Here is a 22,536-nt window from a genome sequence, read left to right on the forward strand (position 1 = left end):
TAAAAAATGCATTAAAGTGATTTTGATGTAAATTTGCCCCATGAAATTTTTAAAAGGATTTAGAAAACAGGAAGTTCTGGCATTGGTGTACAGGATTTTTTTAGCCTATGTTTTTTATCAGATTGCCAGACTATTATTCTGGTATTTTAATAAAGGCCTGATTAAAGTTGACTCTGTCTCAGAATATATAAAGCTGGCCTTCCATGGTACAGCTTTCGATACCACTGCTATTTTATATGTCAATGCATTGTTTATACTCCTTAGCTTATTGCCTTTGGTCATCAACACAAAGAAAGTTTTTCAGAAAATTCTCTTCTGGCTGTATTTTATTACCAACGGGATTGCTTATGCCATGAATTTCGGGGATTTTATTTACTATAAATTCTCACAGGCAAGACTTACGTCTGCAGTATTTCAGGTAGCTGAACATGAATCCAACGTTTCCCAAACGCTGATGATCTCTGTGGGAGAACATCCTTTTGTGATGGTTTGGTTTATTGTTTTAATGGGACTGTGGGTTTTCCTTTACAAAAGAGTAAAAGTAGAGGAGGTAAAACCTCTGAAATTACTTCCTTACTTTATTACTTCCATTGTTACGCTGTGTCTCACTGCGGTATTGGTTGTAGGAGGAATCAGAGGGGATTTTAAACACAGTACAAGACCTATTAATATGGTGGATGCTACCCGCTTTGTAACGAATCCACTGCAGGGAAATATGGTACTCAACAGTACATTCTCCTTTTTCAGGACTTTAAATACCAATAATTTCAAGGAAGTTCACTTCGTAGATCAAAAATATATTGAAGAAAATGTACAGCCTTATAAAGTATATGACAGAAAAGTTGAAAACCGTCCCAATATTGTTATTTTCATTGTAGAGTCCTTCGGTAGGGAATATTCCGGAGCTTTTAATAAAGATAAAAATATCAAAGATTACGTTTCTTATACTCCGTTTATGGATAGTCTGGCTGGTCAAAGTCTTATTTTTCCCAATACTTTTGCAAACGGAAGGCAGTCTATTCACGGGATGAGCAGTGTGCTGGCCGGAATTCCGAGTCTTACAGATGCCTTTACAGGATCTCCGTATTCCAATCAGAAAATACAGTCTATTGTTTCGGTATGTAATGATCTGGGTTATGATACTTCTTTTTATCATGGAGCACCGAATGGATCTATGGGATTCCTTGGATTTGGAAATATTTTAGGATTTAAACACTATTTCGGAAAAACAGAATACAATCATGATGAAGACTTTGATGGAATGTGGGCGATATGGGATGAGCCTTTCCTTCAGTATTTTGCTAAAAATGTAGGAAAAAAGCAACCTTTCATGACTACAGTATTCACTGCTTCATCACACCATCCTTTTAAAATACCTGAAAAATATAACGGTAAATTTAAAAAAGGGAAAATTGAAATCCATGAGCCGATGCAGTATACGGATTATGCTATCAAACAGTATTTTGAAACCGCAAAAAAGCAGCCCTGGTATAATAATACAATCTTTGTTTTCACAGGAGATCATACCAATCAGGTGTATTATCCGGAATATGAAAGAGCGATGAACCGTTATGCCGTTCCGTTGGTATTCTATTCCCCGAATCCTGCTTATCAGCTCAAAGGAGTCAGTCAGGAAATAGCCCAGCAGGCAGATATATATCCTACATTGGCTGACCTTATCGGATATAACAAACCCATTAGAAGCTGGGGCAGAAGTTTGGTAAGTGATAAAAAATATCCTTTCATAATAGTAAACTCTGATGGAAGTACGGATCAGTTCATGATCGGAAATTACATTTACCGTTTTGATGGAAAAGAAATTATCGGAGTATATGACAAATCAGACCTGAGTCTTGAAAAAAATATTATGAATGAAGTTAAAAACTCTGAAGTTGAATCTGGAAAGAAAACTGCAAAAGCTTGGTATCAGGATTATATGGACAGAGTAATTAACAGGAAACTGTATTAAGGTAAAAGATAGAAAAGCAGGTTAATATGAAAACCTGCATTTTGTTAGGTTTACCATTTTATCTTTCATAAGCTCTTTATGCTTTGTATAATAAAAGTTTTTGTTCATTGAAAATTAATTTATATTTTTATCAATACGTAGATAAGAATATTATATTAAAATTAAAACTATAAGAAATATGAAAAAAATATTGTTAACGTTTGCGCTTTCTCTATGTGGGGTACTCACATTTGCACAAATAGAAGGGAAGTGGAAAACGATAGATGATGAGACAAAACAGGCAAAATCTATTGTTGAAGTGTACAAAAAATCAGATGGGAAATATTATGGGAAAGTTTCTCAGTTATTGATAAAGCCTGCTGATCCGAACTGTACACTTTGTAAGGATGACAGAAAAGGGAAACCCATTTTAGGATTAGAGATCATCAGAGGATTGAAAAAAGATGGTGATGAGTTCACGGGAGGAACAATTACGGACCCTAAAACCGGAAAAACTTATAAATGTACAATTACAAGAAGCGGTGATAAGCTGAACGTAAGAGGTTACTTAGGATTATCTTTATTAGGAAGAACCCAGGTTTGGGAGAAAGCTAATTAATTTAAGTTTAAATAGAATTTTAGATGACATTTCAGAAATGAGATGTCATTTTTTGTCTGCAAAAGAATTATTGGGGAAATTTTACTGGATCTCAGAAAAATTACAAAGAACTGAGTTTACAGGAGAAAAATCAGTTTTAAATAAAATTAATAAAAGGACTTCTCATTCAAATGAAGAGCTTTTTTATGATGTGTATAATAAAAAAACACTATTTTTGTAGTCTAAATTTTTCGAATAAATATGGCAGAATATACTTTTCGTGAGGTAATTGCACAGGCAATGAGCGAGGAAATGCGTAAAGACGAATCCATCTTTTTAATGGGGGAGGAAGTTGCAGAATACAATGGTGCTTATAAAGCTTCAAAAGGAATGCTGGATGAGTTTGGTCCTAAAAGAGTAATTGATACTCCAATTGCAGAACTTGGTTTTACAGGAATTGCTGTTGGGGCTGCGATGAATGGTAACAGACCTATTGTAGAGTATATGACATTCAATTTCTCATTGGTAGGAATTGATCAGATTATCAATAATGCTGCAAAAATCCGTCAGATGAGTGGTGGGCAATGGAACTGTCCAATTGTTTTCCGTGGACCTACGGCTTCTGCAGGACAATTAGGAGCTACCCATTCTCAGGCTTTTGAAAACTGGTTTGCAAACATTCCCGGCCTTAAAGTAGTAGTACCTTCAAATCCTTACGATGCGAAAGGGTTGTTGAAAACTGCAATTCAGGATAATGACCCGGTTATTTTCATGGAATCTGAGCAGATGTATGGAGATAAAATGGAAATTCCTGAAGAAGAATACTACTTACCATTAGGAAAAGCAGATATCAAGAGAGAAGGTACAGACGTTACTTTGGTTTCTTTTGGTAAAATCATGAAGCTGGCTTTACAGGCTGCTGAAGATATGGCTAAAGAAGGAATCTCTGTAGAAGTTATTGACCTTAGAACAGTTCGTCCTCTTGACTTTGATACTATTCTGGCATCAGTGAAGAAAACAAATAGATTGGTTATTTTAGAAGAAGCTTGGCCATTTGCTTCTATATCTTCTGAAATTACTTATATGGTACAGCAAAAAGCATTTGATTATTTAGATGCCCCTATCAAGAGAATTACTACTCCTGATGCACCTGCACCTTACTCTGCAGCATTATTTGCAGAATGGTTTCCTAAACTTGAAAAAGTGAAAGAAGAAATCAAAAAAGCGATGTACGTAAAATAGTTATAGAGAAAAACTTCCGAAAGGAAGTTTTTTCATTTATTATATTCATGAAGAAAAATTCTTGACGTCATAAAATTAGTATAAATTTGCGCCTTTAAAATAAATTAAGCTGATATGGCAGAAGTTACAGAAGATGGTTACCACTTCGACATAAAGAAACTTTCCTTTATTGGAGTTTTAGTGTCTCTAGGAATTGTTTTTGGAGATATTGGTACCTCTCCGCTTTACGTAATGAAAGCAATTGTGAATGCAAGATCCCAAGGGAGCAATATGCCTTTCAATGAATACATAGAAGGGGCTCTTTCATGTATTATTTGGACACTTACCTTGCAGACCACAATAAAATATGTGATCATTGCTTTAAGAGCAGATAACAAAGGTGAAGGAGGTATACTTGCTTTGTTTTCATTAGTAAGAAACCTTAAGAAAGGATGGTTGTATCTCATTGCTATTGTAGGGGCTGCCGCTCTTATTGCAGACGGGGTAATTACACCATCACTTACCGTAATGTCAGCCATTGAAGGTCTTGAAATTTATAACCCTCACACCCCTGTCGTACCTATCACCATTGGAATTCTGATTGTTATTTTTGTAGTACAACAATTTGGGACCAGCTTTATCGGTAAATTTTTTGGCCCTGTAATGGTGGTCTGGTTCCTGGTATTAGGTGGTTTGGGAGTAATGCACCTGAGCGAAAATTTTGAAATCTTAAGATCTTTCAATCCTTATTATGCTTACAAACTTATTGTCAACTCACCAAGTGCAATTGTTATTTTAGGTGCTGTTTTCCTTTGTACAACAGGAGCAGAAGCACTTTATTCAGACTTGGGGCACTGCGGTGCAAAAAATATCAGAGTAAGCTGGGGATTTGTTAAAGTTATGCTTATCCTAAACTATCTTGGACAGGGAGCGTGGCTTTTGACGAATTACAACAAACCTGGATTCTCTGTAGTAAACCCGTTCTTTGGAATTATGGAAGAATGGATGATCATCCCGGGAGTAATTTTAGCAACAGCAGCTGCAATTATTGCCAGCCAGGCATTGATTACAGGTTCTTTCACCATATTCTCAGAAGCAATGTCTCTTAACTTATGGCCGAATCAAAAAATTGATTATCCTTCCGGGGTTAAGGGACAGATGTATATTCCAAGAATCAATTGGGGACTTCTTATTCTGTGTATTATTGTCGTACTGCATTTCAGGGAATCCGGAAAAATGGAAGCGGCTTATGGACTTTCCATTACAGTTACGATGCTGATGACAACTATCCTGCTGGTGTTCTGGCTATTGAAACAAAGAGTAAGCAAAATATTGATTTTATTTTTCGCATTTGTTTATATGGCTATTGAACTAGGTTTCTTCAGTGCCAATATTATCAAGTTTATGGAAGGAGGATGGATTACGGTTGTTTTGGCCGGTTCTATCGGACTTTCTATGTATGCATGGTATAACGGACGACTGATCAAAACAAGATTTATCCAGTTTGTGAAAATAGAAAAGTATGTGTCTATCCTTAAAGACATGAAACTGGATGAAACTATTCCGAAATATGCTACAAACCTGGCTTACCTGAGCAGAGCAAAAAGAAACGATGAAGTAGAATCAAAAATCATCTATTCCATCATCAAGAAACAGCCGAAAAGAGCAGATCATTATTTCATCCTGAGCATCGTAAACCAGGAAGATCCATATACTTTTAAATATACAGTAGACGAAATTCTTCCGGGAACAGTATATAAAATCAACTTCCTTTTAGGATTTAAAGTAGACCGTAGAATCAATGATTACTTCAATATGGTTCTTAAAGATTTAATGGCTGATGGAACCATTCCTTCAAGAAGCAGCCATCCATCTTTAAGATCTCATGAGATACCGCCGGATCTTAAATATGTAATCATAGATAACACCTATATCAACGATATCCTTTTAACTGTTAAGCAAAAGATTATTCTTAACATTTATAACTTTGTGAAGTATATCGGAAGTGATGACTTTAAGGCCTGGGGAGTATCTTCTCATAACGTTGAAGTGGAATCTGCGCCGATCACAGAATTAACAGTTTACGATAATAAGATAGAGCAGTCCGGGTATTTCCGTCATAACTCGTAACCTACTAGTATTAACTATAATATCTATTTAAATAAAATTCAATAAATTTGTAGATAATTTTTTTAATGGATACAGTACAAAAAGAAAAAAATATAGCTTTGATCAAGGATGTTTTGAGAAACTACTTACTAGAAAAAGGGTTCAGAAACACACCTGAAAGATATACGATATTGGAAGAGATTTATAATATGGATCATCACTTCAACGTGGATGATCTGTATCTTCTGATGATGCAGAAAAAATACCATGTTTCCAAAGCAACCATTTACAACACTATTGAAATTTTCCTTGATGCAGGATTGATCCGTAAGCATCAGTTTGGAGAAAAGACATTGACCTCTTCATCTTATGAGAAGTCTTATTTTGACAAACAGCATGACCACCTGGTGATCTACAAAAAAGACTCTGATAAAGAGATTGAAGAAATTATTGAATTCTGCGACCCAAGAATCCAAGGAATCAAAGAAGCCATTGAAGAAGCATTTGGCGTAAAAATTGATTCTCATTCGCTATATTTTTATGGCACTAAGAATGACTAATTAATGAGAATAATCCTTTTTCTGTTAATCTTTATTTCTACGCTAAGCTTTGCGCAGGATAAAACTCCTGTGAAGAGAGATCCCTATTTGCAGACTCCTTCACCGGCTCAGCCCAAACAGGTGAGACCTGAAGATAAGGTAAAGATCATCCATGCGGACGAGATCAAGAAAAACCCTGAAAAATATGACGGGAATCAATATTTTACCGGGAATGTTCAGATTGAACATCAAGGCTCCATTCTTACAGCAGATGAAGTAGTTCTGTATAATGAAGAGAACTTTGTAAAAGCAATAGGCAATACAAGACTTCAAAATACAGATGGCTCTGTAATCACAGCAGGAGAAATGGAATATGATGCCAATACTCAGAAAGGTGTTGCCAGAAAAAATGTGGTCTTAACCGATCCAAAACAAACAATAAAAACAGATATTCTGTATTATGACAGACTGGCTAATCAGGCTTATTTTAATACAGGAGGAACAATCTCGGATGGCCAGAATGTAACCTACGCTAAAGTAGGAACTTATTTTCTCAATACAAGAGTTGTAGACCTTACAGGAAATGTAAAAATTGAAACGCCTCAATATATCATTGAAGGACCCAATATCAAGCAGAATCAGAATACAAAAATTGCTGACTTTTTAGGCCCTACAACCATTACCAGCAAAACCAATCCAAGAAACAGAATCTACACTGAAAAAGGAACTTATAAAATGGATTCCAAGGAGGCTTATTTAACCAAAAACTCCAGAATCTTTTATAACGAGAAAATCCTTACCGGTGATGATATGTACTATAATCAGATTACTGGATTCGGTAAAGCAACGGGAAATGTAACCCTTGATGATCCAAAAGAGAGAAGATATATAAAAGGTGGCTACGGAGAGATCTTTGAGAAAAAAGACTCCGCAATGATGACGAAAAATCCTTATGCGGTAAAAGTGATGGAAAAAGATTCCATCTATTTTGCATCAGAAAAAATCATCTCTTATCAAAGGCCGGATTCACTGGATATTAAAGTTAAGAAAAGCTACTTAAGAGCCTTTAAAAAAGCCCGTATTTATAAATCCAATGCACAGGGAAGAGCAGATTCCATTGCCTTCAATGAAACAGATGGTGTCATGCATATGTATACCAACCCGATTCTTTGGAGCGGTGAAAAACAGGTAACCGGTGATAAAGTAGAAGCTTATTTCAATACCAAGACAGAAGATATCGACTCATTAAAAGTTATCGGAAATGCTTTTGCTATTAGCAAAGTAGACTCCCTGAACCTGAAAGATGAATTCAATCAGGTAAAAGGAAAATTCATGACGGTTTACTATGAGAAAAATGATATTAAAGAAGCAAGAGTAGTAGGAAATGCCCAGTCTATTGTCTATGTAGATGATACCGATCAGGAAACCAAAAAACCGGAAAGAATAGGAATTACCCTTTCTACCTGCGGAATTATCGGAGCATTATTTGAAGAAAGAGCTCTGCAGATTATTTCGTGTAGCATTGGTGCTGTTTCAGATACCTATCCGATGAGTAAAATAGAACCTGCACGAAGGAAATTTCCCGATTTTAACTGGAATACCAAAGACCGGATCCGAAAATGGCAGGATATTCTTGTAGATACTCCAAACAACGAGGAAATACAATACACTGCTGATAGTGAGCTCTTCGATAAAGCTCAAAAAGCGATAGACGATGAAAAAGCTAAAGAAGAAGCCAAAAAGCCTAAACGAACCAGAAAATAATATAAAAGACCAGTACTCACTGGTCTTTTTTGCGGATTAATTTTAACGTTTAATGAATCTTTTATAGCTTTGCTGAAATTTTGGAGACAATGGAAATGCAAAAAGATTTTTTTATATATCAAGCTCAAACCACAAAATTTGCTGCAGGTTTTGAAGTTGAAAAAGCAGAAGGAAGCTATATTTACGGAACAGACGGAAGAAGATATCTGGATTTTGTAGCGGGAGTTTCTGCTAACACTTTGGGACATTCACATCCTAAGGTTGTAAATGCCATCAAAGAACAGGCAGATAAATACCTTCATGTAATGGTGTACGGGGAATATGCGCAGGAAAAACCCATCGCATTATGCAGACTGCTTGCAGAAGCTACTCCGGAGCCTTTGGAAGTTACCTATCTTGTGAACAGTGGTGCTGAGGCTATTGACGGAAGTTTGAAGCTTGCAAAACGATATACGGGAAGAGAAGAAATTGTTTCCTTTAAAGACTCTTACCACGGGAATACGCATGGTGCTTTAAGTGTTTCAGGAAATGAAACCCATAAAAGAGAATTCCGACCTTTACTGCCGATGGTTTCTTTTATTGAATTTAATAATGAAAAGGACTTCGATAAAATTACGGAGAAAACAGCTTGTGTTATCCTTGAGACTATTCAGGGAGCAGCTGGATTTCTGGTTCCCGATAAGGACTATCTGATCAAATTGAAAAGAAGATGTGAAGAAGTAGGAGCACTTTTGATTTTAGATGAAATTCAGCCCGGATTTGGGAGAACAGGGAAATTATTCTCTTTTGAACACTTTGGAATCGTTCCGGATATCCTGGTGATGGGTAAAGGAATGGGAGGAGGAGTTCCTGTAGGAGCTTTTATGAGTTCCAGAGAAATTATGGAAAGCTTATCACATTCACCAAAGCTGGGGCACATCACTACTTTCGGTGGAAATCCATTGATTGCAGCTGCAAGCTATGCTACTTTAAAGGAAGTACTGGACAGCGGATTGATGAATGAAGTAGAAGAAAAAGAAAAACTGTTCAGAGAACTTTTAGTTCATCCAAAAATTAAAAACATTAACGGTAAGGGTTTAATGCTTGCTGTAAATCTCGGAACTCCTGAATATACATTGGAAGTAGCCAAAAAATGTATGGAAAGAGGATTGGTGGTTTTCTGGCAGCTGTACAGAAATGAGTACCTGAGAATCTCTCCACCTCTTACATTGTCTAAGGAAGAAATAAGAGAAGGATGTCATATTATTCTTGATATACTAAACGAAAATTAAAGATAAAATCTCTCCGGAAAGGAGAGATTTTTTTATGCTTTACATGGCAAGTTTAACCATTAAAAATTAATAGAATAAGGATTTAAATCCTGTGATAAATATCATACTGATTCTTTAAAAAAGTAATTGTTTTTTTGCGTAATAAAAAAATTAATTTATATATTGCGGGACGATAAAACAAAGATTATATGGCGAAACATAAAGTCCATTACGAATTTCCAATGCACTGTTTATCAGAGATTTTATATGAATATCTGGCAACTGCAGAGGGATTGTCTGAATGGTTTGCGGATGAGGTAACAGAGAAAGGCGATGATTTCTTTTTTAGCTGGGGTGGAGGACCTGCTGAGAAGGCCACTTTGATCAGATATAAGCCTGAAGGTTTCGTGCGTTTCAGATGGGAAGAAGATGAAGGAACAAAAAATTTCTTTGAAATGACGATCACAATTGATGATATTACAGAAGATCTGGCTTTAAATATTACAGACTTCTGTGAAGAAGGTGATGAAGAGGAAAATGCAATGTATTGGGAAAATCTTATTGAGAACCTGAGAATAAAACTAGGTGCGGCATAATACCGGGCTATATTAAATGATAAAACTGATGAACGATTTATCGTTCATTATTTTTTTGTAAATAAATCACATCAAAAATTGGAAAATCAATATTTTACATCAGACGAGTTAAATGTAAAGAACAGAGCCTTCCTTTGGGGCGACTCAGTGAAAGTTTCTTTCTTTGTAAGAAATGGTGGATTGATCATGGACGAAGAATGCTATTTTTTCCTGATGGCTTCCATGAGAAAGATGAGAATGAATATTCCTTTGACTTACACTCTGGAGTTTTTTCAGACACTTTTTCAAAAAGAAATTATTGAAGGTAAAGGAGTAAAGAACGGAATTATCAATTTCCAGGTGTTCAGAAATAATGACGGCACAACATTGGCAAAATCTTCTGTTTCCTATTTTTACGAAGTTTCAGAAATGGCAGATGTGCTGGCAGTTCATCAAAGACCTTTAGAATTGGATTTGATTAAAGAAATTAACGTTAATAATAACCTTCTGAGCAATATCAGAGTTCATTGTCCGGAAAATATCTACGGGGCGATCTATGCTCAGGAAAATGACCTTGATGACGTTATTCTTCTGAACCCGAATAAAAGAATAGCACGTACCACTGCAGGAAATCTTCTTTTTTTAGAAGGTGACGTTATTAAAGTACCAAAGCAGACTGAAGGAGCTTACATTTCTCCTTTGATGGAAAATTTTGTTACTTTTTTACATAAAAATAACCTTGCTGATATTCAGGAACATGAGATTATTGCATTTGAATCTCAGAAAGCTGAAGAGATTTTAATGATTTCTGAAGAGAAAGGTATATTTTCTGTAGGTAAGATAAGAAATAAGACTTTTGAAAACTCCCGTTTCTCAGAACTGGTAGAAAACTGGAAGCAAAGTTTTAATCAATAAAAATTGACAAACCCGGTAAACAACAAAGTTCCAGAAGTCCTTTACCGGGTTTTATTCTGAGTAAATCAGAAATTGTTTTTTTATTTAGTATTCGTTGATGATTTCAACAAATTTCTGTGCGATTTCTTTCTGCCCTTTTTCACTTGTTATATAATTCCTATTTTCAGAATTATTGATGAAACCAAGTTCTACCAATACGGCAGGTGCTTTAGTTTCTCTTAAAATGTGAAGATTGCTCTCCGATATTTTACGGGCATTGAATTTCTTGTAAATTTTTCCGGCTAATTCCTTTGAAACATCAGAATTCTGAGTATAAACTTCGAATCCGTTATCAGATCTCTCCTGTTCAGAAGACGTGTTGACATGGAGTGAAATAACCATTTCAGGATTAAGTTTATTGATCTGAGCTGTTCTTTCGGAAAGAGTAGGATAACTGTCAGAATCCCTTGTCAGAATGATTTCATATTTATCCTGGCTTTCATTGATCTTTTGGATTTCCTTAGCAACGCTTAACGCTATATTTTTTTCACGAATTTCACCATGTGTAGCCCCAAAATCATTTCCGCCATGACCGGCATCTATGACAATGTATTTTTTGTTAATTGGGCTGAATGATAAAAAAGCGGTAGAAAATATTGATAAAGCAAGTAATGTAATACCTTTCATATCAGTGATTTTAGTTTTTCAAAGAACGGAAAAACTTTCTTTAAAATTGGTTAAAGGAATCTTAAAGTTTGTTAATTGTCTGATTTACATGAAAATGGCATTTAATTCAGTGAAATATCTTCAGGTGAATTGGCCCAAAGAAGAAATTCTCCCCCAAGGTTCTGCATAATAGACTTCCAAAGAGTCTGATCGTTTGGAAGCGTATAATCAAGATTATAAACATCCACTACTGTCCACATTTTTCTTTGAACTTCAGTATCAAGCTGGCCCGGAGACCATCCGGAATACCCTGAAAATATTTTGATGTTCTCAATATCCAGTTCGCTGCTCAAAACAGCATTGATGATACGTTCAATATCTTCTGTAAGATAGTATTCATCTGTGATGTCTGTATAGATCTCAGTAACTCTTTTACCTTTTACAATAAAAAATACTTTGTCGTTTTCCACAGGACCTCCATCATATACCTCAATTTTAAAGTCAAAAAAATCTTTGAACTTGCTGCTCATCTGGCTGTTCTTTTTATTCAGTATCAAACCAAATGCACCACTTTCATTATGTTCAATAACCAACACTACCGATCTTGAAAAAATATCGCCGGAAATGTCAGGTGTCGAGATTAATATTTTACCTTTGTATGAGTGATTCATACTCAAATTTAATAAAAAATATTTATGGAAAACCTGCACGACAAAAGAAAAGTGTACGAGAAATCCCAACTTATTGAAAGTGAGATAAAACAAAATCCAATTGAGCAGTTTAGAGACTGGTTTTTGGAGGCTAGCGAGAGCCCGATGATCTCAGAATCCAATGCTATGGCTGTTTCCACAGTAGAGGAAGACGGTTGTCCGAGAACAAGAATGGTCCTTCTTAAAGCATATACCCATGAAGGATTTATTTTTTATACCAACTATAACAGCCGAAAAGGAAAAGCAATAGAAAGCAATCATAAAGCATGCCTGCATTTCTTCTGGCCTAATCTTGAAAGGCAGATCATCATCAAGGCAGATCTTGAAAAACTGGCAGAAAACTTAAGTGATGGTTATTTCCATTCAAGACCGAAAGGAAGTCAATTGGGAGCGGTGGTTTCTCCACAGAGCCAGGTGATTCCCAACAGAGAATTTTTAGAAGGGAAATTAAAAGAACTGGAAAAGGAATATGAAAATACTGAGGTTCCAAGGCCTTCCAATTGGGGCGGATATCTGGCAAGACCTTATGAAATTGAATTCTGGCAGGGAAGGCCCAACCGTCTTCATGACAGGATTATTTATCAGCTGGAAGATCTGGATTGGAAAATTTCAAGACTGGCACCGTAATGGGAAGATTAGAGGTTAGAAACTAAAAATTAGAGCTTAGTGATGGTGATTTTAAATATGGTGCTGTCATCCTGAAAATATAAACTTTGTAATATCAATAGAAGCGGGCTAAAGCCCGCTTATTTGTTTACGGCAATATTATAAATGGCTTTAGCCGAAACTTAATAGTTCTTAACGGCTTAAGACTTTTTAATGGTTTAATTTCTTCCATTCACTGTTTCAAATAAAAAAGGCTGTTTCTAAGAAACAGCCCTTGAATTTTTTTAATCTGAATGATTATTTTTTCTTAGCACCTGAAACTGCATTTGATAAATCAGCTCCAGCTTTAAATTTAGCAACTTTTTTAGCAGCGATCTTGATCGGTTTTTTAGTTGCAGGGTTAATCCCTTGTCTAGCAGCTCTCTCAGCTACTGAGAAAGTACCGAAACCTACTAAAGATACTTTTCCATCTTTTTTCTTTAAAGTAGTAGTTACGTTACCAATGAAAGATTCTAAAGCAGCTTTTGCTGCAACTTTAGTGATACCTGCATCTTTAGCGATTGCGTCGATTAATTCAGACTTGTTCATAATTTTTAATATTAAAGTTAGTTCGTAATTATAGCAAATATAATACTATTTTCTAATTGTGCAATTTTTTTATTAAAACTTGTAAAATTTTTTTGCTTTTTGGTGAAATTGGTTAAAATATGATAATTCCACTTTTTACAGAAAATCTACGTTACGCGTTGCTAAAATCATGCCAAATGCTTATGTTTATTGACTTTAGCAAAAAGTTAATATTATTTCTTGTATTTATTAAATCCTAAATTAAGTGTAAACATTTAATTTTTTTAACCATATGATTATTAAATTTATAAGCAATTCTCAAAATCCTTGTATTTTATAAAATTAAACCCCTGTGTTTGTGGGAGTTTTTAAATGATACTAAAGACCTGTTTTATTAATTTTTATTAATAAATTTGCATCATGCTAATAGAAGTTTTTAAGTCTAAGATTCATAGGGTGAGAGTAACAGCCTCTGACCTTAATTATATAGGAAGTATAACAATAGATGAAGATCTTATTGAAGCTGCCGGTTTGGTGGTAGGAGAAAGGGTCTATATTGTGAATGTGAACAACGGGGAACGCTTTGATACGTACGTTATCAAAGGAAAAAGAAAATCCGGAGAAGTATGTCTGAACGGGCCTGCAGCAAGAAAAGTACAGAAAGATGATATTATCATTATTATTGCTTATGCACAGATGACCCCGGAAGAGGCTAAAGACTTCCAACCGAAGATCGTTTTCCCGGACGAAAAAACAAACCTTCTTACATAGTACATGGAGAAAACATCAAAAAGTCCCGTAAAATCAATATTAACAATAGTAATATCGCTTGCTTTTGCAGGCTTTTTTTTATGGCTTGCCTTAAGAGGGCTTGATTTTAAAGTGATTCAGAAGTCACTGGCGAAAGCAAATTATTTATGGGTGCTGTTGGCATCCGTATTTGGTCTTCTTGCTTATTGGTTCAGGGCTATTCGCTGGAATCTGATGCTGGAACCTATGGGATACAAAATTTCAAATTCCAATTCCCTTTGGTCAATATCATTTGGATATCTGATGAACCTTACCATTCCGAGAAGTGGGGAAGTGGCAAGAGCTACGGCTCTGTATGGAGTAGAAAAAGTACCTGTGGACAAATCTTTTGGAACTATCATTTTGGAAAGAGTGGTAGACCTTATATGTATGCTCGGTTTTTTAGGATTGACTTTATTGTTTAAATATGATGCAATTCTGTCATTCTATAAAAATTCCGGAATAAGCATGAATCCTAATAAAATTTTATTGGTCCTTTCAGTTCTGATTGCAGGAACAGTTTTATTTTTTGTATTCAAAAAGAAACTTTCAGGAATTCCGTTTTTAGGAAAAATTGTCAACTTTATTGATGGGATTTTTCAGGGGATAACTTCCATTTTTAAATTAAAAGAAAAAGGGAAATTCATCCTTTATACACTGGGAATCTGGATTTGTTATTATTTAGCGGCTTATCTGGTTTGCTTTGCACTTCCTGAAACATCTGCATTTACCTTTGCAGACGGCTTCTTTATTATTGTTGTGGGAACTTTGGGAATGATAATTCCTGCCAGTGGAGGTATCGGAGCTTATAACCTTGCTATGAAGTATGGTTTCATGGCACTCTTTATCTCTGTGGGAAAAAGTGCTGATTTTGGTGGTGAAATGGGACTTACCTATTCCTTTATTTCTTTACCGTTACAGATTGTTATTATGCTGGTGATGGGGTTGATTTCTATTCCTATGCTGGCAAAAGCAAGAAATGCTGCCGTTTCGGATAAGGAATTTGAAAATTAATTTAATACTCTTTTCTACAATACAAGGTTCAATTTTTTAATTGGACCTTTTTTTATGGTGATTTGTGACTTAAATAGCTTTAATCGAGCTCTATAGATCATTTTTTCCTAAATAAATTTGGTCAATTCATAAATCACTTCTATCTTAATGCGAAAAATAATCATAATATAAAACACTATGGCAATTAATTTACAGAAAGGACAAAAGATCGACATAGGATTGACTAAAATGACGATTGGATTAGGTTGGGATCCTAATGAAGGAACCGGCTACGATTTTGACCTGGATGCTTCCGCAATCATGATTAATTCTGACAGAAAATTAGTAAGCGAAGAATATTTTGTTTTTTACAATAACCTGAACTCTCCGGACGGAGCTCTTACCCATACAGGTGATGATCCCAATGGTAAAAACAGTGATGGTGACGATGATGAAGCAATCGTAATAGATCTTGATAAAGTAGATTCAAGAGTGGAAGAAATTCTTTTCGTAGTAACCATAGAAGATTTTGAAAGAAGAAGACAGAATTTCGGACAGGTAAGAAACTCCTATATCAGAGTTGTGGATAATCATTCCAACCAGGAAATTGCAAAATATGAGCTGGATGAAGATTTCTCCATTGAAACCGGTGTAGAGTTCGGAAGACTGTACAAAAGAAACGGAAGCTGGAAGTTTGAAGCTTCAGGGATAGGGTACAGAGCAGATCTGGGTTTCTTCCTGGAGAAATACTACAAAGGACAAATCATTAAATAAAAACACTCAAATACACAAAAACTATAACTATGGCAATTAATTTACAGAAAGGACAAACGATAGATTTAAGAAAGAATGACCGCGGAGAAAGCGTTTATGATCTTTCAAAAGTAACCATTGGCTTAGGATGGGATGTAAGAAAACAAGGTGGAGGATTTTTTGGAAAACTGTTCAGCAAAGAAGCAGAATATGATCTTGATGCAGTAGCATTTCTTTTAGATGGCAATGGAAAAGTAGCCAATCTTGGAAGAACGGTACAGACCAATGACGGAAGACAGATGGGGCTATATCAGGGAGATGTAGTTTTCTTCAATTCTATGCAGCATCCAAGCGGAAATGTATGGCTTACAGGGGATAACAGAACCGGAGCCGGAGATGGGGATGATGAGCAGATTATTGTAAGATTGGATCAGCTGGACCAGAGTTATCAGAAAATTGTATTCCTTGTTACCATTTATCAGGGAAAAACCAATAACCAGCATTTCGGAATGATCGAAAATGCATTTATCCGGGCGGTAGATGCTACTGGAAAAGAAATTACAAAATACAGCCTTTCCGGAGATTCAAGTATGAACGGAATGTGTGCGATGGTTTTTGCAGAAGCATACCGTCATAACGGAGACTGGAAATTCCGTGCTGTAGGTGAACCGCATCATACAGATAACTTTATAGATATTCTGAGACAGCAGTACGCTTATTCCAATTAGGTTCTCAAATTTTATTAAACCACAATAAAAGCCGGCTTGGAAGTCTTTGACTTCCTCCGCCGGCTTCAGAATTAATATTTGTCATAATGAGCAGGAGATTATTAGCGTATTTTTTATTAGATACTTCAGGTTCTATGAATGGTGAGCCTATTCAGGCACTGAATAACGGATTCAACGGGTTAATCAGTATGCTTCGCGCAGATCCGCAGGCAATGGACAGCCTGCATCTGAGCGTTATTACCTTCGATAGAGAAGTTCAAAATATTATTCCTTTAACAGATCTGGCCAGTTTTTATCCCATGGAAATTACCTGTCCGGATAGTGGCCCTACACATACGGGAGCTGCATTGGAAATGGTTTCCGGATTGGTGCAGAAAGAAATTGTAAAAGAATCGGCAGATGCAAAAGGAGACTGGCAGCCATTACTTTTTATATTTACAGATGGAAAACCTTCAGATATTCAGAAATACAGACAGATGATTCCTGTAATCAGAGGGCTGGAGTTTGGGGCCATCGTAGGCTGCGCTGCCGGCCCGAAAGCTGATGAACAGTTTTTGAAAGAACTGACGGATCATGTGGTAAAACTGGATACTACAGACGCTATTACCCTTTCTTCCTTTTTCAAATGGGTGAGCTCCTCCATTACACAGGGAGGGCATTCACAAAATACGGGAGAAAATATTACATTGCCTCCACCACCATCGGAGCTTAATATTATTATTTAAAAAATTGTCTTTACAACATGAGAAGGCTGCCTATTTATTTTTTAGTAGACATCTCCGAATCTATGGTAGGAGAACCTATTGAGCAGGTACAGGAAGGTATCGCTAATATTATCAGAGAATTAAAAAAAGACCCATATTCACTTGAAACCGTTTATATTTCTGTGATAGGTTTTGCAGGAGAAGCGGAAGTGATTACTCCATTGCAGGATATTATAAGCTTTTATCCACCTAAAATCCCAATCGGGAGCGGGACATCACTTTCCCAGGGTTTGATTAAAGTAATGGATTGTATCGACAGGGATATTGTGAAGACCACTTATGAAAGGAAAGGAGACTGGAAACCTATCGTTTTCCTGTTTACTGACGGAGTTCCCACTGATGATGCCACCAAAGCTATTGAGAGGTGGAATAACAAGTACAGCGGGAAATCCAATACAATTGCCGTATCTATTGGGGAAAATACAAATTACAAACTTCTTGGTTCATTAGCGGATAATGTATTGCTGTTTAATAACTCTGATGAGAATTCCTACAAAGAATTTTTCAAATGGGTAACAGATTCTATTAAAACAACCAGCCAGAGTGTAACGGAAGCCAAGAAAGAAGGAATCAATCTTTCTAAGATCGATTCTCTTATTCTCGAGAAAGTAGACCCTGAAATGGAACAGAGATTTCCAGACAACAATTTTGTAGTATTAAACGGGAAATGCCAGGAAACAGAGAAGCTTTATCTGATGAAGTTTAAAAAAGCATTTGCAGAATCAAGCATTCCCGGAATGGCAACAAGATATTACAGACTGGATGGAGCCTATAAAATTGATGAAAAAGCGTACTACAGACTTTCTTCCAATCAGAAAACTCACCTTAAAATCAATATAGAAGAACTGGACGGTGGTACTTCATGTCCTCACTGTGCAAATCCCATTGCATTGGCCACCTGTTCCTGCGGTGGTATTCACTGCCTTAGAGGAGAAGGATACAGCAAATGTCCATGGTGTGGAACTTCAGATTATTACGGATTTTCCGGGGGAGGATTTGATATTAACAGAACTTTGGGATAATGATGGGTAAATTTTTTCGGAAATCAGCCTCGGAACCTAAACCAAAGACGATGGAACAAGCTGCTATTTACAGAGAGAAAGAAGAGTTCAAAGATGCTCATTGGGTATTGAAGAATGCCGGTGCAAAGCAGTTCTATGAGTTCAGCCTTGACATGGAAGCTTTCCCGAACATAAAAATTAAGAATATCAGAAACCTGGAAGAAACAGGACTTACTTTTGAAAACAATACAATTTCAGGAACTCCGGTTACCTGCAATATATATCATCTGGATGTTCAGTTTTATCACATTCATGATCAGGATCAGATTGAAACAAAAAAAGTACAGCTCTTTGTAAACGCAGATCCGAAAGACTTATGGAAAAATATTCCCAGCGATAGAAATGCTGCTTTTTATAAATTGGAAGAAGACTCATTCAAAGGTTCTTTTTCAGATAAAAAAATTGTTGTTGCTTCCAAAAGAGGGCGTTCCCATGCTCATGAAGGCAAATTTCGTGAAGATGATTTTGCTGTGAATGCCTTGCCAAATGAATGGAATATTGTTTCCGTTTCAGACGGTGCAGGCTCGGCAGTGGCTGCGAGAGAAGGTTCAAGGCTGGCAACAGTAACGATCAATCAGTTCTTTAATTCACAGGAGATTTTAAGCGGAATTGAAAACAATATCAATCGGATGTATGGTACTGATGTTCCTATTGAAGAACGTTCAGAAGCAGAGCAAAACATCAAAAATATTTTATCAGAGAGTGTTGAAGAAGTTTATCAAGTATTAGAAAAAACTGCAGCAGAAAATACTATGTCTGTAACTGATATGCATGCTACACTGATTTTTGCATTACTTAAAAAATTCAGTTTCGGATATGTGATTCTTAGTTTCGGAGTGGGAGATTGCCCTATTAATCTCATCAATCCTGGTTTTTCTGAAGTGAAGCTTTTAAATCAGATGGATGTGGGTGAATTTAGCGGGGGTACCCGTTTTATCACCATGGAAGAAATTTTCAACGACCAGATGGATTCCCGTTTCCGGATTACCTGTGTGGATGATTTTTCTTATCTCGTGCTGATGACGGATGGTATTTATGATCCGAAATTTATCACAGAAAATAAACTGGAAGATACAGAAAGCTGGAAATCACTTTTTGAAGACCTTTGCGGAAATAATGATGACCGGGCGAAAGTAAACTTTATCAACGATGAAAAAATTGATGAAGAACTTTTGATTTGGAGTGATTTCTGGAGCAGAGGAAATCATGATGACCGTACATTGGCAATAATCTATTAATACCATGAAAAAGACCATTAAGGTTGTTTCTGTTCTGGATACAGCCAAATTCTATCAATATGTAGATGAAAACCCTATCCGGGGCGGCGTGAAAGATGTTTATTTCTCTCCCGATAAAGAATATGTGGTGGCTTTTTACCGGAATCCGCTGGATGAAGGACAGAAAGAAAGAATCAGGAGAATTGTTTCTACCTATCTGCAAAGTATACAGAACGGAAATGCTTCGGAATACTTTCTGAACGAAATATTCAGATGGCCTTACGATATTGTTGAAAAAGATAACCTTACAGGAATTGTGGTTCCTGTTTATCACAATAAATTTTATTTTGCCAAAGGCTATATCGGTTCAGATAATATCCAGGGACAGGATAAAGTGGGGAAGTGGTTTACTGCTCCTATGTTCAGGAATCAGCAATATCCTCTAAGACTTGACCAGTCGGAGCTGGGAGATTGGCTGAGCTATTTTCAGATTGCAGTCAATATCAGCAGAGGAGTAAAAAAGCTGCATCAGATGGGGTTAGCGCACTCCGATTTATCATACAATAATATTCTTGTAGATCCTGTTACAAAATCTGCCTGTATTATTGATATAGATGGCCTTGTTGTTCCCAAACTGTTTCCTCCGGAAGTAATAGGAACTTCCGATTTTATTGCTCCCGAGGTGTTAAAAACCCAACATCTGAGTCTTCAGGACTCTGGAAGACATCTGCCCAATCAAAAAACAGACCTGCATGCCCTTGCTGTTCTGATTTATATGTACCTGCTAAGAAGACATCCGCTGCGTGGAGGAAAAATCTGGGATCTGGATTCAGAAAAAGATGAAATGCTGTCTATGGGAGAAAAAGCAATGTTTGTGGAAGATCCGGAAAATTCTTCCAATCAGGTAAAAGCTGATCACCTCAGAAAATGGGATGCATTCTGGGGAGATCCTCAAAAGATCCCATATACAGTCACAGGACCTTACATTGCAGAATTGTTTAAAAAAACCTTTATAGATGGATTACATGATCCAATTAGACGTCCCACAGCCAATGAATGGGAAGCTGCTCTGTTGAAAACTGTAGATCTTATACAACCTTGCCACAATTCCAATTGTACCGAAAAATGGTATGTTTTTGATAATACAAGCAGTCCCAAATGTCCGTTCTGTGGAACACCACATCAGGGCACATTGCCCGTTTTAGACTTGTATTTTAAATTTGATGATGAGGTATGGAAACCAGAAAATCACAGGCTGATGGTCTATCATAATCAATATCTGTTTAAGTGGCATGTTTCCAGGAAAGTGATACGCAACGAAAATCTGACGATGCAGGATAAAATGCCTGTAGGATACTTCACCTTCCATCAAGGAAGATGGGTATTGGTAAGCCAAAGTTTATCAGGAATGAAAGATGTCACAGAACAAAAAGAAATTCCGCCCGGTTCTATGGTTGAACTCACTGATGGTAAAAAAATACTGTTATCTGCAGAAGAAGGCGGAAGATTGATCTATGTGACGATGGCAAACCAGTAAACTGTCATTGCAAACGTAGTGAAGCAATCTCATATTTTCAGATCTCGCAAATAGTTGTGGGCATTTGTGCTCATTTATTTGTGAGATTTGTGTTTAAATCAAAAAAATAGAATGATAAAATTGATTTTAGCATGGTCCATATTCAATAGGAACGGGCTATAATCCTGAGCTTAGTCGAAGGGAGCCCGTTTTAAGAAATAGATTTAGATTCCAACGGCTTTAGCTAAAACTTACATTATTTTCAATTCACTGTTTTTCAGTTTCCATAAAATAAGAATACTGATCTTCATCCACGATTCTGAAACCAAGACTTGTATAAAGATGCTGTGCTTTATTGGTTTTCAAAACACTCAATGATACTGTTTTTCCTGCTAATGAAGCTTCCTCCAGAATATCAGATAAAATCTTTTTTCCAAGTCCTTTACCTTGCTGGCCGGGATCAATCTGAAGTTGCAGGACCTCAATGTTGGTAAATGTTCTGTCTAGTTTTAACAGTCCGATGGGTTGATTGTCTAGAAGAATAATATTGGCTTTTTCAAACTGATACAAAACTCTTTGAAGGGTTGTTTCTGTGTCTGTAGAAAGCCCCGAAGCTTCGTAATGAGGATTCATGGTTTTCATTCTGAGTTTGAGAAGAAAATCAATATCAGTATCATCAGCTTTTTTGTAGCGTAAATCAAGATCCATATTTAAAAATAAAAATTAGAGTTCTTATTTTAATGCAATTTTTAGTTCCATTTCTTCTTTCATGTGCAGTAAAACTTCTGCATTTCCTCGGGCATCGTCTATAGGATTGTGAGTGTGTTCTGTCTTGCGGAGATGCTTCCATTGGGCAAAAGTATCTTTTTCCAGCCCGCAGTAAAGATCAGAAAGCCTTCTGGAAGAAAAACCAAAAGGATTTCTTCCGATAAAATGATGAAAATACCAGCAGATAAACATCCAGTCGAAGCCATTATTATCACTGATAAATATTGGTCTGCCTTTGGAATTTGTCTTAATCCATTCTTCAAAGGAAAGCATTACTTCCTCAGGATCATCAAAACTCATTGTTTCCTCTCTGCTGAAGCCGGAAACCGCCAAAGCATCAGGATTGAATTTCTCAGAAACAGGTTTTAATTTTCCATAAAAAGTGATGTCCAGTTCCTCTGTGACGAGTACTGCCCCGAAACAGACCATTGAAAAATCGCCTGGAATCGGGCCATCCGACTCTATGTCAACCATTATGTAGCTCATTGGAAACAGTTTTT

The 22,536-nt window shown here is 36.4% G+C and carries 23 protein-coding genes; 18 read left to right on the forward strand and 5 right to left on the reverse strand.

Annotated elements, in window-relative coordinates; translation table 11 throughout:
• Positions 1 to 40 precede the first annotated feature (40 nt).
• From OL225_RS01735 to OL225_RS01775, 9 genes are all read left to right on the forward strand, one after another.
• Positions 41 to 1,969, forward strand: a complete 1,929-nt coding sequence (locus OL225_RS01735) for an LTA synthase family protein (protein ID WP_264517075.1) — start codon at positions 41 to 43, stop codon at positions 1,967 to 1,969.
• A gap of 178 nt (positions 1,970 to 2,147) precedes the next feature.
• On the forward strand, positions 2,148 to 2,567 hold the full coding sequence (locus tag OL225_RS01740; protein ID WP_034696866.1) for a DUF2147 domain-containing protein: 420 nt from the start codon (positions 2,148 to 2,150) through the stop codon (positions 2,565 to 2,567).
• A 240-nt stretch (positions 2,568 to 2,807) separates the two neighbouring features.
• Positions 2,808 to 3,788: a pyruvate dehydrogenase complex E1 component subunit beta gene (locus tag OL225_RS01745; protein ID WP_047378880.1), complete on the forward strand. Its 981-nt coding sequence runs from the start codon at positions 2,808 to 2,810 to the stop codon at positions 3,786 to 3,788.
• A gap of 114 nt (positions 3,789 to 3,902) precedes the next feature.
• The gene (locus OL225_RS01750) at positions 3,903 to 5,897 is read left to right on the forward strand and encodes a KUP/HAK/KT family potassium transporter (RefSeq protein WP_047378879.1); all 1,995 of its coding nucleotides are present in this window, start codon (positions 3,903 to 3,905) and stop codon (positions 5,895 to 5,897) included.
• A gap of 65 nt (positions 5,898 to 5,962) precedes the next feature.
• Entirely contained in the window at positions 5,963 to 6,436 is a 474-nt protein-coding gene (locus tag OL225_RS01755; RefSeq protein WP_027374694.1) for a Fur family transcriptional regulator, read from the forward strand.
• Positions 6,437 to 6,439: 3 nt separating this feature from the next.
• Complete coding sequence (locus OL225_RS01760; protein ID WP_264517076.1) at positions 6,440 to 8,179, forward strand: OstA-like protein; 1,740 nt, start codon at positions 6,440 to 6,442, stop codon at positions 8,177 to 8,179.
• A gap of 95 nt (positions 8,180 to 8,274) precedes the next feature.
• Positions 8,275 to 9,450, forward strand: a complete 1,176-nt coding sequence (locus OL225_RS01765) for an aspartate aminotransferase family protein (RefSeq protein WP_264518679.1) — start codon at positions 8,275 to 8,277, stop codon at positions 9,448 to 9,450.
• A 188-nt stretch (positions 9,451 to 9,638) separates the two neighbouring features.
• Positions 9,639 to 10,025, forward strand: a complete 387-nt coding sequence (locus OL225_RS01770) for an START-like domain-containing protein (RefSeq protein WP_034696870.1) — start codon at positions 9,639 to 9,641, stop codon at positions 10,023 to 10,025.
• A gap of 78 nt (positions 10,026 to 10,103) precedes the next feature.
• The gene (locus OL225_RS01775) at positions 10,104 to 10,919 is read left to right on the forward strand and encodes an aminotransferase class IV (protein ID WP_264517077.1); all 816 of its coding nucleotides are present in this window, start codon (positions 10,104 to 10,106) and stop codon (positions 10,917 to 10,919) included.
• An 84-nt stretch (positions 10,920 to 11,003) separates the two neighbouring features.
• Here the strand turns inward: OL225_RS01775 and OL225_RS01780 are convergent, their stop codons facing one another.
• Both OL225_RS01780 and OL225_RS01785 read right to left on the reverse strand, forming a co-directional pair.
• Positions 11,004 to 11,585 (reverse strand): N-acetylmuramoyl-L-alanine amidase family protein, encoded by a 582-nt coding sequence (locus tag OL225_RS01780; protein ID WP_047378876.1) that lies wholly within the window; start codon positions 11,583 to 11,585, stop codon positions 11,004 to 11,006.
• Between the two features lie 101 nt (positions 11,586 to 11,686).
• Positions 11,687 to 12,235, reverse strand: a complete 549-nt coding sequence (locus OL225_RS01785) for a YqgE/AlgH family protein (RefSeq protein ID WP_047378875.1) — start codon at positions 12,233 to 12,235, stop codon at positions 11,687 to 11,689.
• A 24-nt stretch (positions 12,236 to 12,259) separates the two neighbouring features.
• Between OL225_RS01785 and pdxH the strand changes: the two genes are divergently transcribed.
• Positions 12,260 to 12,901 carry a pyridoxamine 5'-phosphate oxidase gene (gene pdxH, locus OL225_RS01790; protein WP_047378874.1) on the forward strand — a complete coding sequence of 214 codons (642 nt, stop codon included), beginning with the start codon at positions 12,260 to 12,262 and terminating at the stop codon, positions 12,899 to 12,901.
• Positions 12,902 to 13,177: 276 nt separating this feature from the next.
• Here the strand turns inward: pdxH and OL225_RS01795 are convergent, their stop codons facing one another.
• Complete coding sequence (locus tag OL225_RS01795) at positions 13,178 to 13,468, reverse strand: HU family DNA-binding protein (protein ID WP_002976900.1); 291 nt, start codon at positions 13,466 to 13,468, stop codon at positions 13,178 to 13,180.
• 399 nt (positions 13,469 to 13,867) lie between these two features.
• On the opposite strand from OL225_RS01795, the gene panD reads away from it, so the two are divergent.
• The 8 genes from panD to OL225_RS01835 all read left to right on the forward strand — a co-directional run bounded on the left by panD (position 13,868) and on the right by OL225_RS01835 (position 21,289).
• Positions 13,868 to 14,218 (forward strand): aspartate 1-decarboxylase, encoded by a 351-nt coding sequence (gene panD, locus OL225_RS01800; protein WP_002976902.1) that lies wholly within the window; start codon positions 13,868 to 13,870, stop codon positions 14,216 to 14,218.
• A gap of 3 nt (positions 14,219 to 14,221) precedes the next feature.
• A complete protein-coding gene (locus tag OL225_RS01805; RefSeq protein ID WP_264517078.1) occupies positions 14,222 to 15,250 on the forward strand; it encodes a lysylphosphatidylglycerol synthase transmembrane domain-containing protein in 1,029 nt (342 codons plus the stop codon).
• Between the two features lie 177 nt (positions 15,251 to 15,427).
• Complete coding sequence (locus tag OL225_RS01810; RefSeq protein WP_264517079.1) at positions 15,428 to 16,003, forward strand: TerD family protein; 576 nt, start codon at positions 15,428 to 15,430, stop codon at positions 16,001 to 16,003.
• Positions 16,004 to 16,032: 29 nt separating this feature from the next.
• Positions 16,033 to 16,710 (forward strand): TerD family protein, encoded by a 678-nt coding sequence (locus tag OL225_RS01815; protein WP_264517080.1) that lies wholly within the window; start codon positions 16,033 to 16,035, stop codon positions 16,708 to 16,710.
• 86 nt (positions 16,711 to 16,796) lie between these two features.
• On the forward strand, positions 16,797 to 17,435 hold the full coding sequence (locus OL225_RS01820) for a vWA domain-containing protein (protein ID WP_047378864.1): 639 nt from the start codon (positions 16,797 to 16,799) through the stop codon (positions 17,433 to 17,435).
• Between the two features lie 17 nt (positions 17,436 to 17,452).
• Positions 17,453 to 18,496, forward strand: coding sequence for a TerY-C metal binding domain-containing protein (locus OL225_RS01825; RefSeq protein ID WP_047378863.1), 1,044 nt, complete (start codon positions 17,453 to 17,455; stop codon positions 18,494 to 18,496).
• A 50-nt stretch (positions 18,497 to 18,546) separates the two neighbouring features.
• Positions 18,547 to 19,773, forward strand: a complete 1,227-nt coding sequence (locus OL225_RS01830) for a PP2C family serine/threonine-protein phosphatase (RefSeq protein WP_264517081.1) — start codon at positions 18,547 to 18,549, stop codon at positions 19,771 to 19,773.
• 4 nt (positions 19,774 to 19,777) lie between these two features.
• Positions 19,778 to 21,289, forward strand: a complete 1,512-nt coding sequence (locus OL225_RS01835; protein WP_264517082.1) for a helix-hairpin-helix domain-containing protein — start codon at positions 19,778 to 19,780, stop codon at positions 21,287 to 21,289.
• A 246-nt stretch (positions 21,290 to 21,535) separates the two neighbouring features.
• On the opposite strand, the gene OL225_RS01840 is transcribed toward OL225_RS01835, so the two are convergent.
• Together OL225_RS01840 and OL225_RS01845 are read right to left on the reverse strand one after the other, a co-directional pair.
• Positions 21,536 to 21,976 carry a GNAT family N-acetyltransferase gene (locus OL225_RS01840; RefSeq protein ID WP_264517083.1) on the reverse strand — a complete coding sequence of 147 codons (441 nt, stop codon included), beginning with the start codon at positions 21,974 to 21,976 and terminating at the stop codon, positions 21,536 to 21,538.
• Between the two features lie 24 nt (positions 21,977 to 22,000).
• Positions 22,001 to 22,522: a 3'-5' exoribonuclease domain-containing protein gene (locus OL225_RS01845; RefSeq protein ID WP_264517084.1), complete on the reverse strand. Its 522-nt coding sequence runs from the start codon at positions 22,520 to 22,522 to the stop codon at positions 22,001 to 22,003.
• Between the last annotated feature and the right edge of the window lie 14 nt (positions 22,523 to 22,536).

The organism is Chryseobacterium viscerum (assembly GCF_025949665.1).
Lineage (GTDB): Bacteria > Bacteroidota > Bacteroidia > Flavobacteriales > Weeksellaceae > Chryseobacterium > Chryseobacterium viscerum_A.

Coding starts and splice junctions, on each gene's coding strand:
- OL225_RS01745 (WP_047378880.1), top strand. CDS start 2,808: ATGGCAGAATATACTTTTCGTGAGGTAATTGCACAGGCAATGAGCGAG.
- OL225_RS01780 (WP_047378876.1), bottom strand. CDS start 11,585: ATGAAAGGTATTACATTACTTGCTTTATCAATATTTTCTACCGCTTTT.
- panD (WP_002976902.1), top strand. CDS start 13,868: ATGCTAATAGAAGTTTTTAAGTCTAAGATTCATAGGGTGAGAGTAACA.
- OL225_RS01820 (WP_047378864.1), top strand. CDS start 16,797: ATGAGCAGGAGATTATTAGCGTATTTTTTATTAGATACTTCAGGTTCT.
- OL225_RS01815 (WP_264517080.1), top strand. CDS start 16,033: ATGGCAATTAATTTACAGAAAGGACAAACGATAGATTTAAGAAAGAAT.
- OL225_RS01845 (WP_264517084.1), bottom strand. CDS start 22,522: ATGAGCTACATAATGGTTGACATAGAGTCGGATGGCCCGATTCCAGGC.
- OL225_RS01835 (WP_264517082.1), top strand. CDS start 19,778: ATGAAAAAGACCATTAAGGTTGTTTCTGTTCTGGATACAGCCAAATTC.
- OL225_RS01770 (WP_034696870.1), top strand. CDS start 9,639: ATGGCGAAACATAAAGTCCATTACGAATTTCCAATGCACTGTTTATCA.
- OL225_RS01740 (WP_034696866.1), top strand. CDS start 2,148: ATGAAAAAAATATTGTTAACGTTTGCGCTTTCTCTATGTGGGGTACTC.
- OL225_RS01750 (WP_047378879.1), top strand. CDS start 3,903: ATGGCAGAAGTTACAGAAGATGGTTACCACTTCGACATAAAGAAACTT.
- pdxH (WP_047378874.1), top strand. CDS start 12,260: ATGGAAAACCTGCACGACAAAAGAAAAGTGTACGAGAAATCCCAACTT.
- OL225_RS01810 (WP_264517079.1), top strand. CDS start 15,428: ATGGCAATTAATTTACAGAAAGGACAAAAGATCGACATAGGATTGACT.
- OL225_RS01735 (WP_264517075.1), top strand. CDS start 41: ATGAAATTTTTAAAAGGATTTAGAAAACAGGAAGTTCTGGCATTGGTG.
- OL225_RS01760 (WP_264517076.1), top strand. CDS start 6,440: ATGAGAATAATCCTTTTTCTGTTAATCTTTATTTCTACGCTAAGCTTT.
- OL225_RS01785 (WP_047378875.1), bottom strand. CDS start 12,235: ATGAATCACTCATACAAAGGTAAAATATTAATCTCGACACCTGACATT.
- OL225_RS01830 (WP_264517081.1), top strand. CDS start 18,547: ATGGAACAAGCTGCTATTTACAGAGAGAAAGAAGAGTTCAAAGATGCT.
- OL225_RS01825 (WP_047378863.1), top strand. CDS start 17,453: ATGAGAAGGCTGCCTATTTATTTTTTAGTAGACATCTCCGAATCTATG.
- OL225_RS01765 (WP_264518679.1), top strand. CDS start 8,275: ATGCAAAAAGATTTTTTTATATATCAAGCTCAAACCACAAAATTTGCT.
- OL225_RS01755 (WP_027374694.1), top strand. CDS start 5,963: ATGGATACAGTACAAAAAGAAAAAAATATAGCTTTGATCAAGGATGTT.
- OL225_RS01840 (WP_264517083.1), bottom strand. CDS start 21,976: ATGGATCTTGATTTACGCTACAAAAAAGCTGATGATACTGATATTGAT.
- OL225_RS01805 (WP_264517078.1), top strand. CDS start 14,222: ATGGAGAAAACATCAAAAAGTCCCGTAAAATCAATATTAACAATAGTA.
- OL225_RS01795 (WP_002976900.1), bottom strand. CDS start 13,468: ATGAACAAGTCTGAATTAATCGACGCAATCGCTAAAGATGCAGGTATC.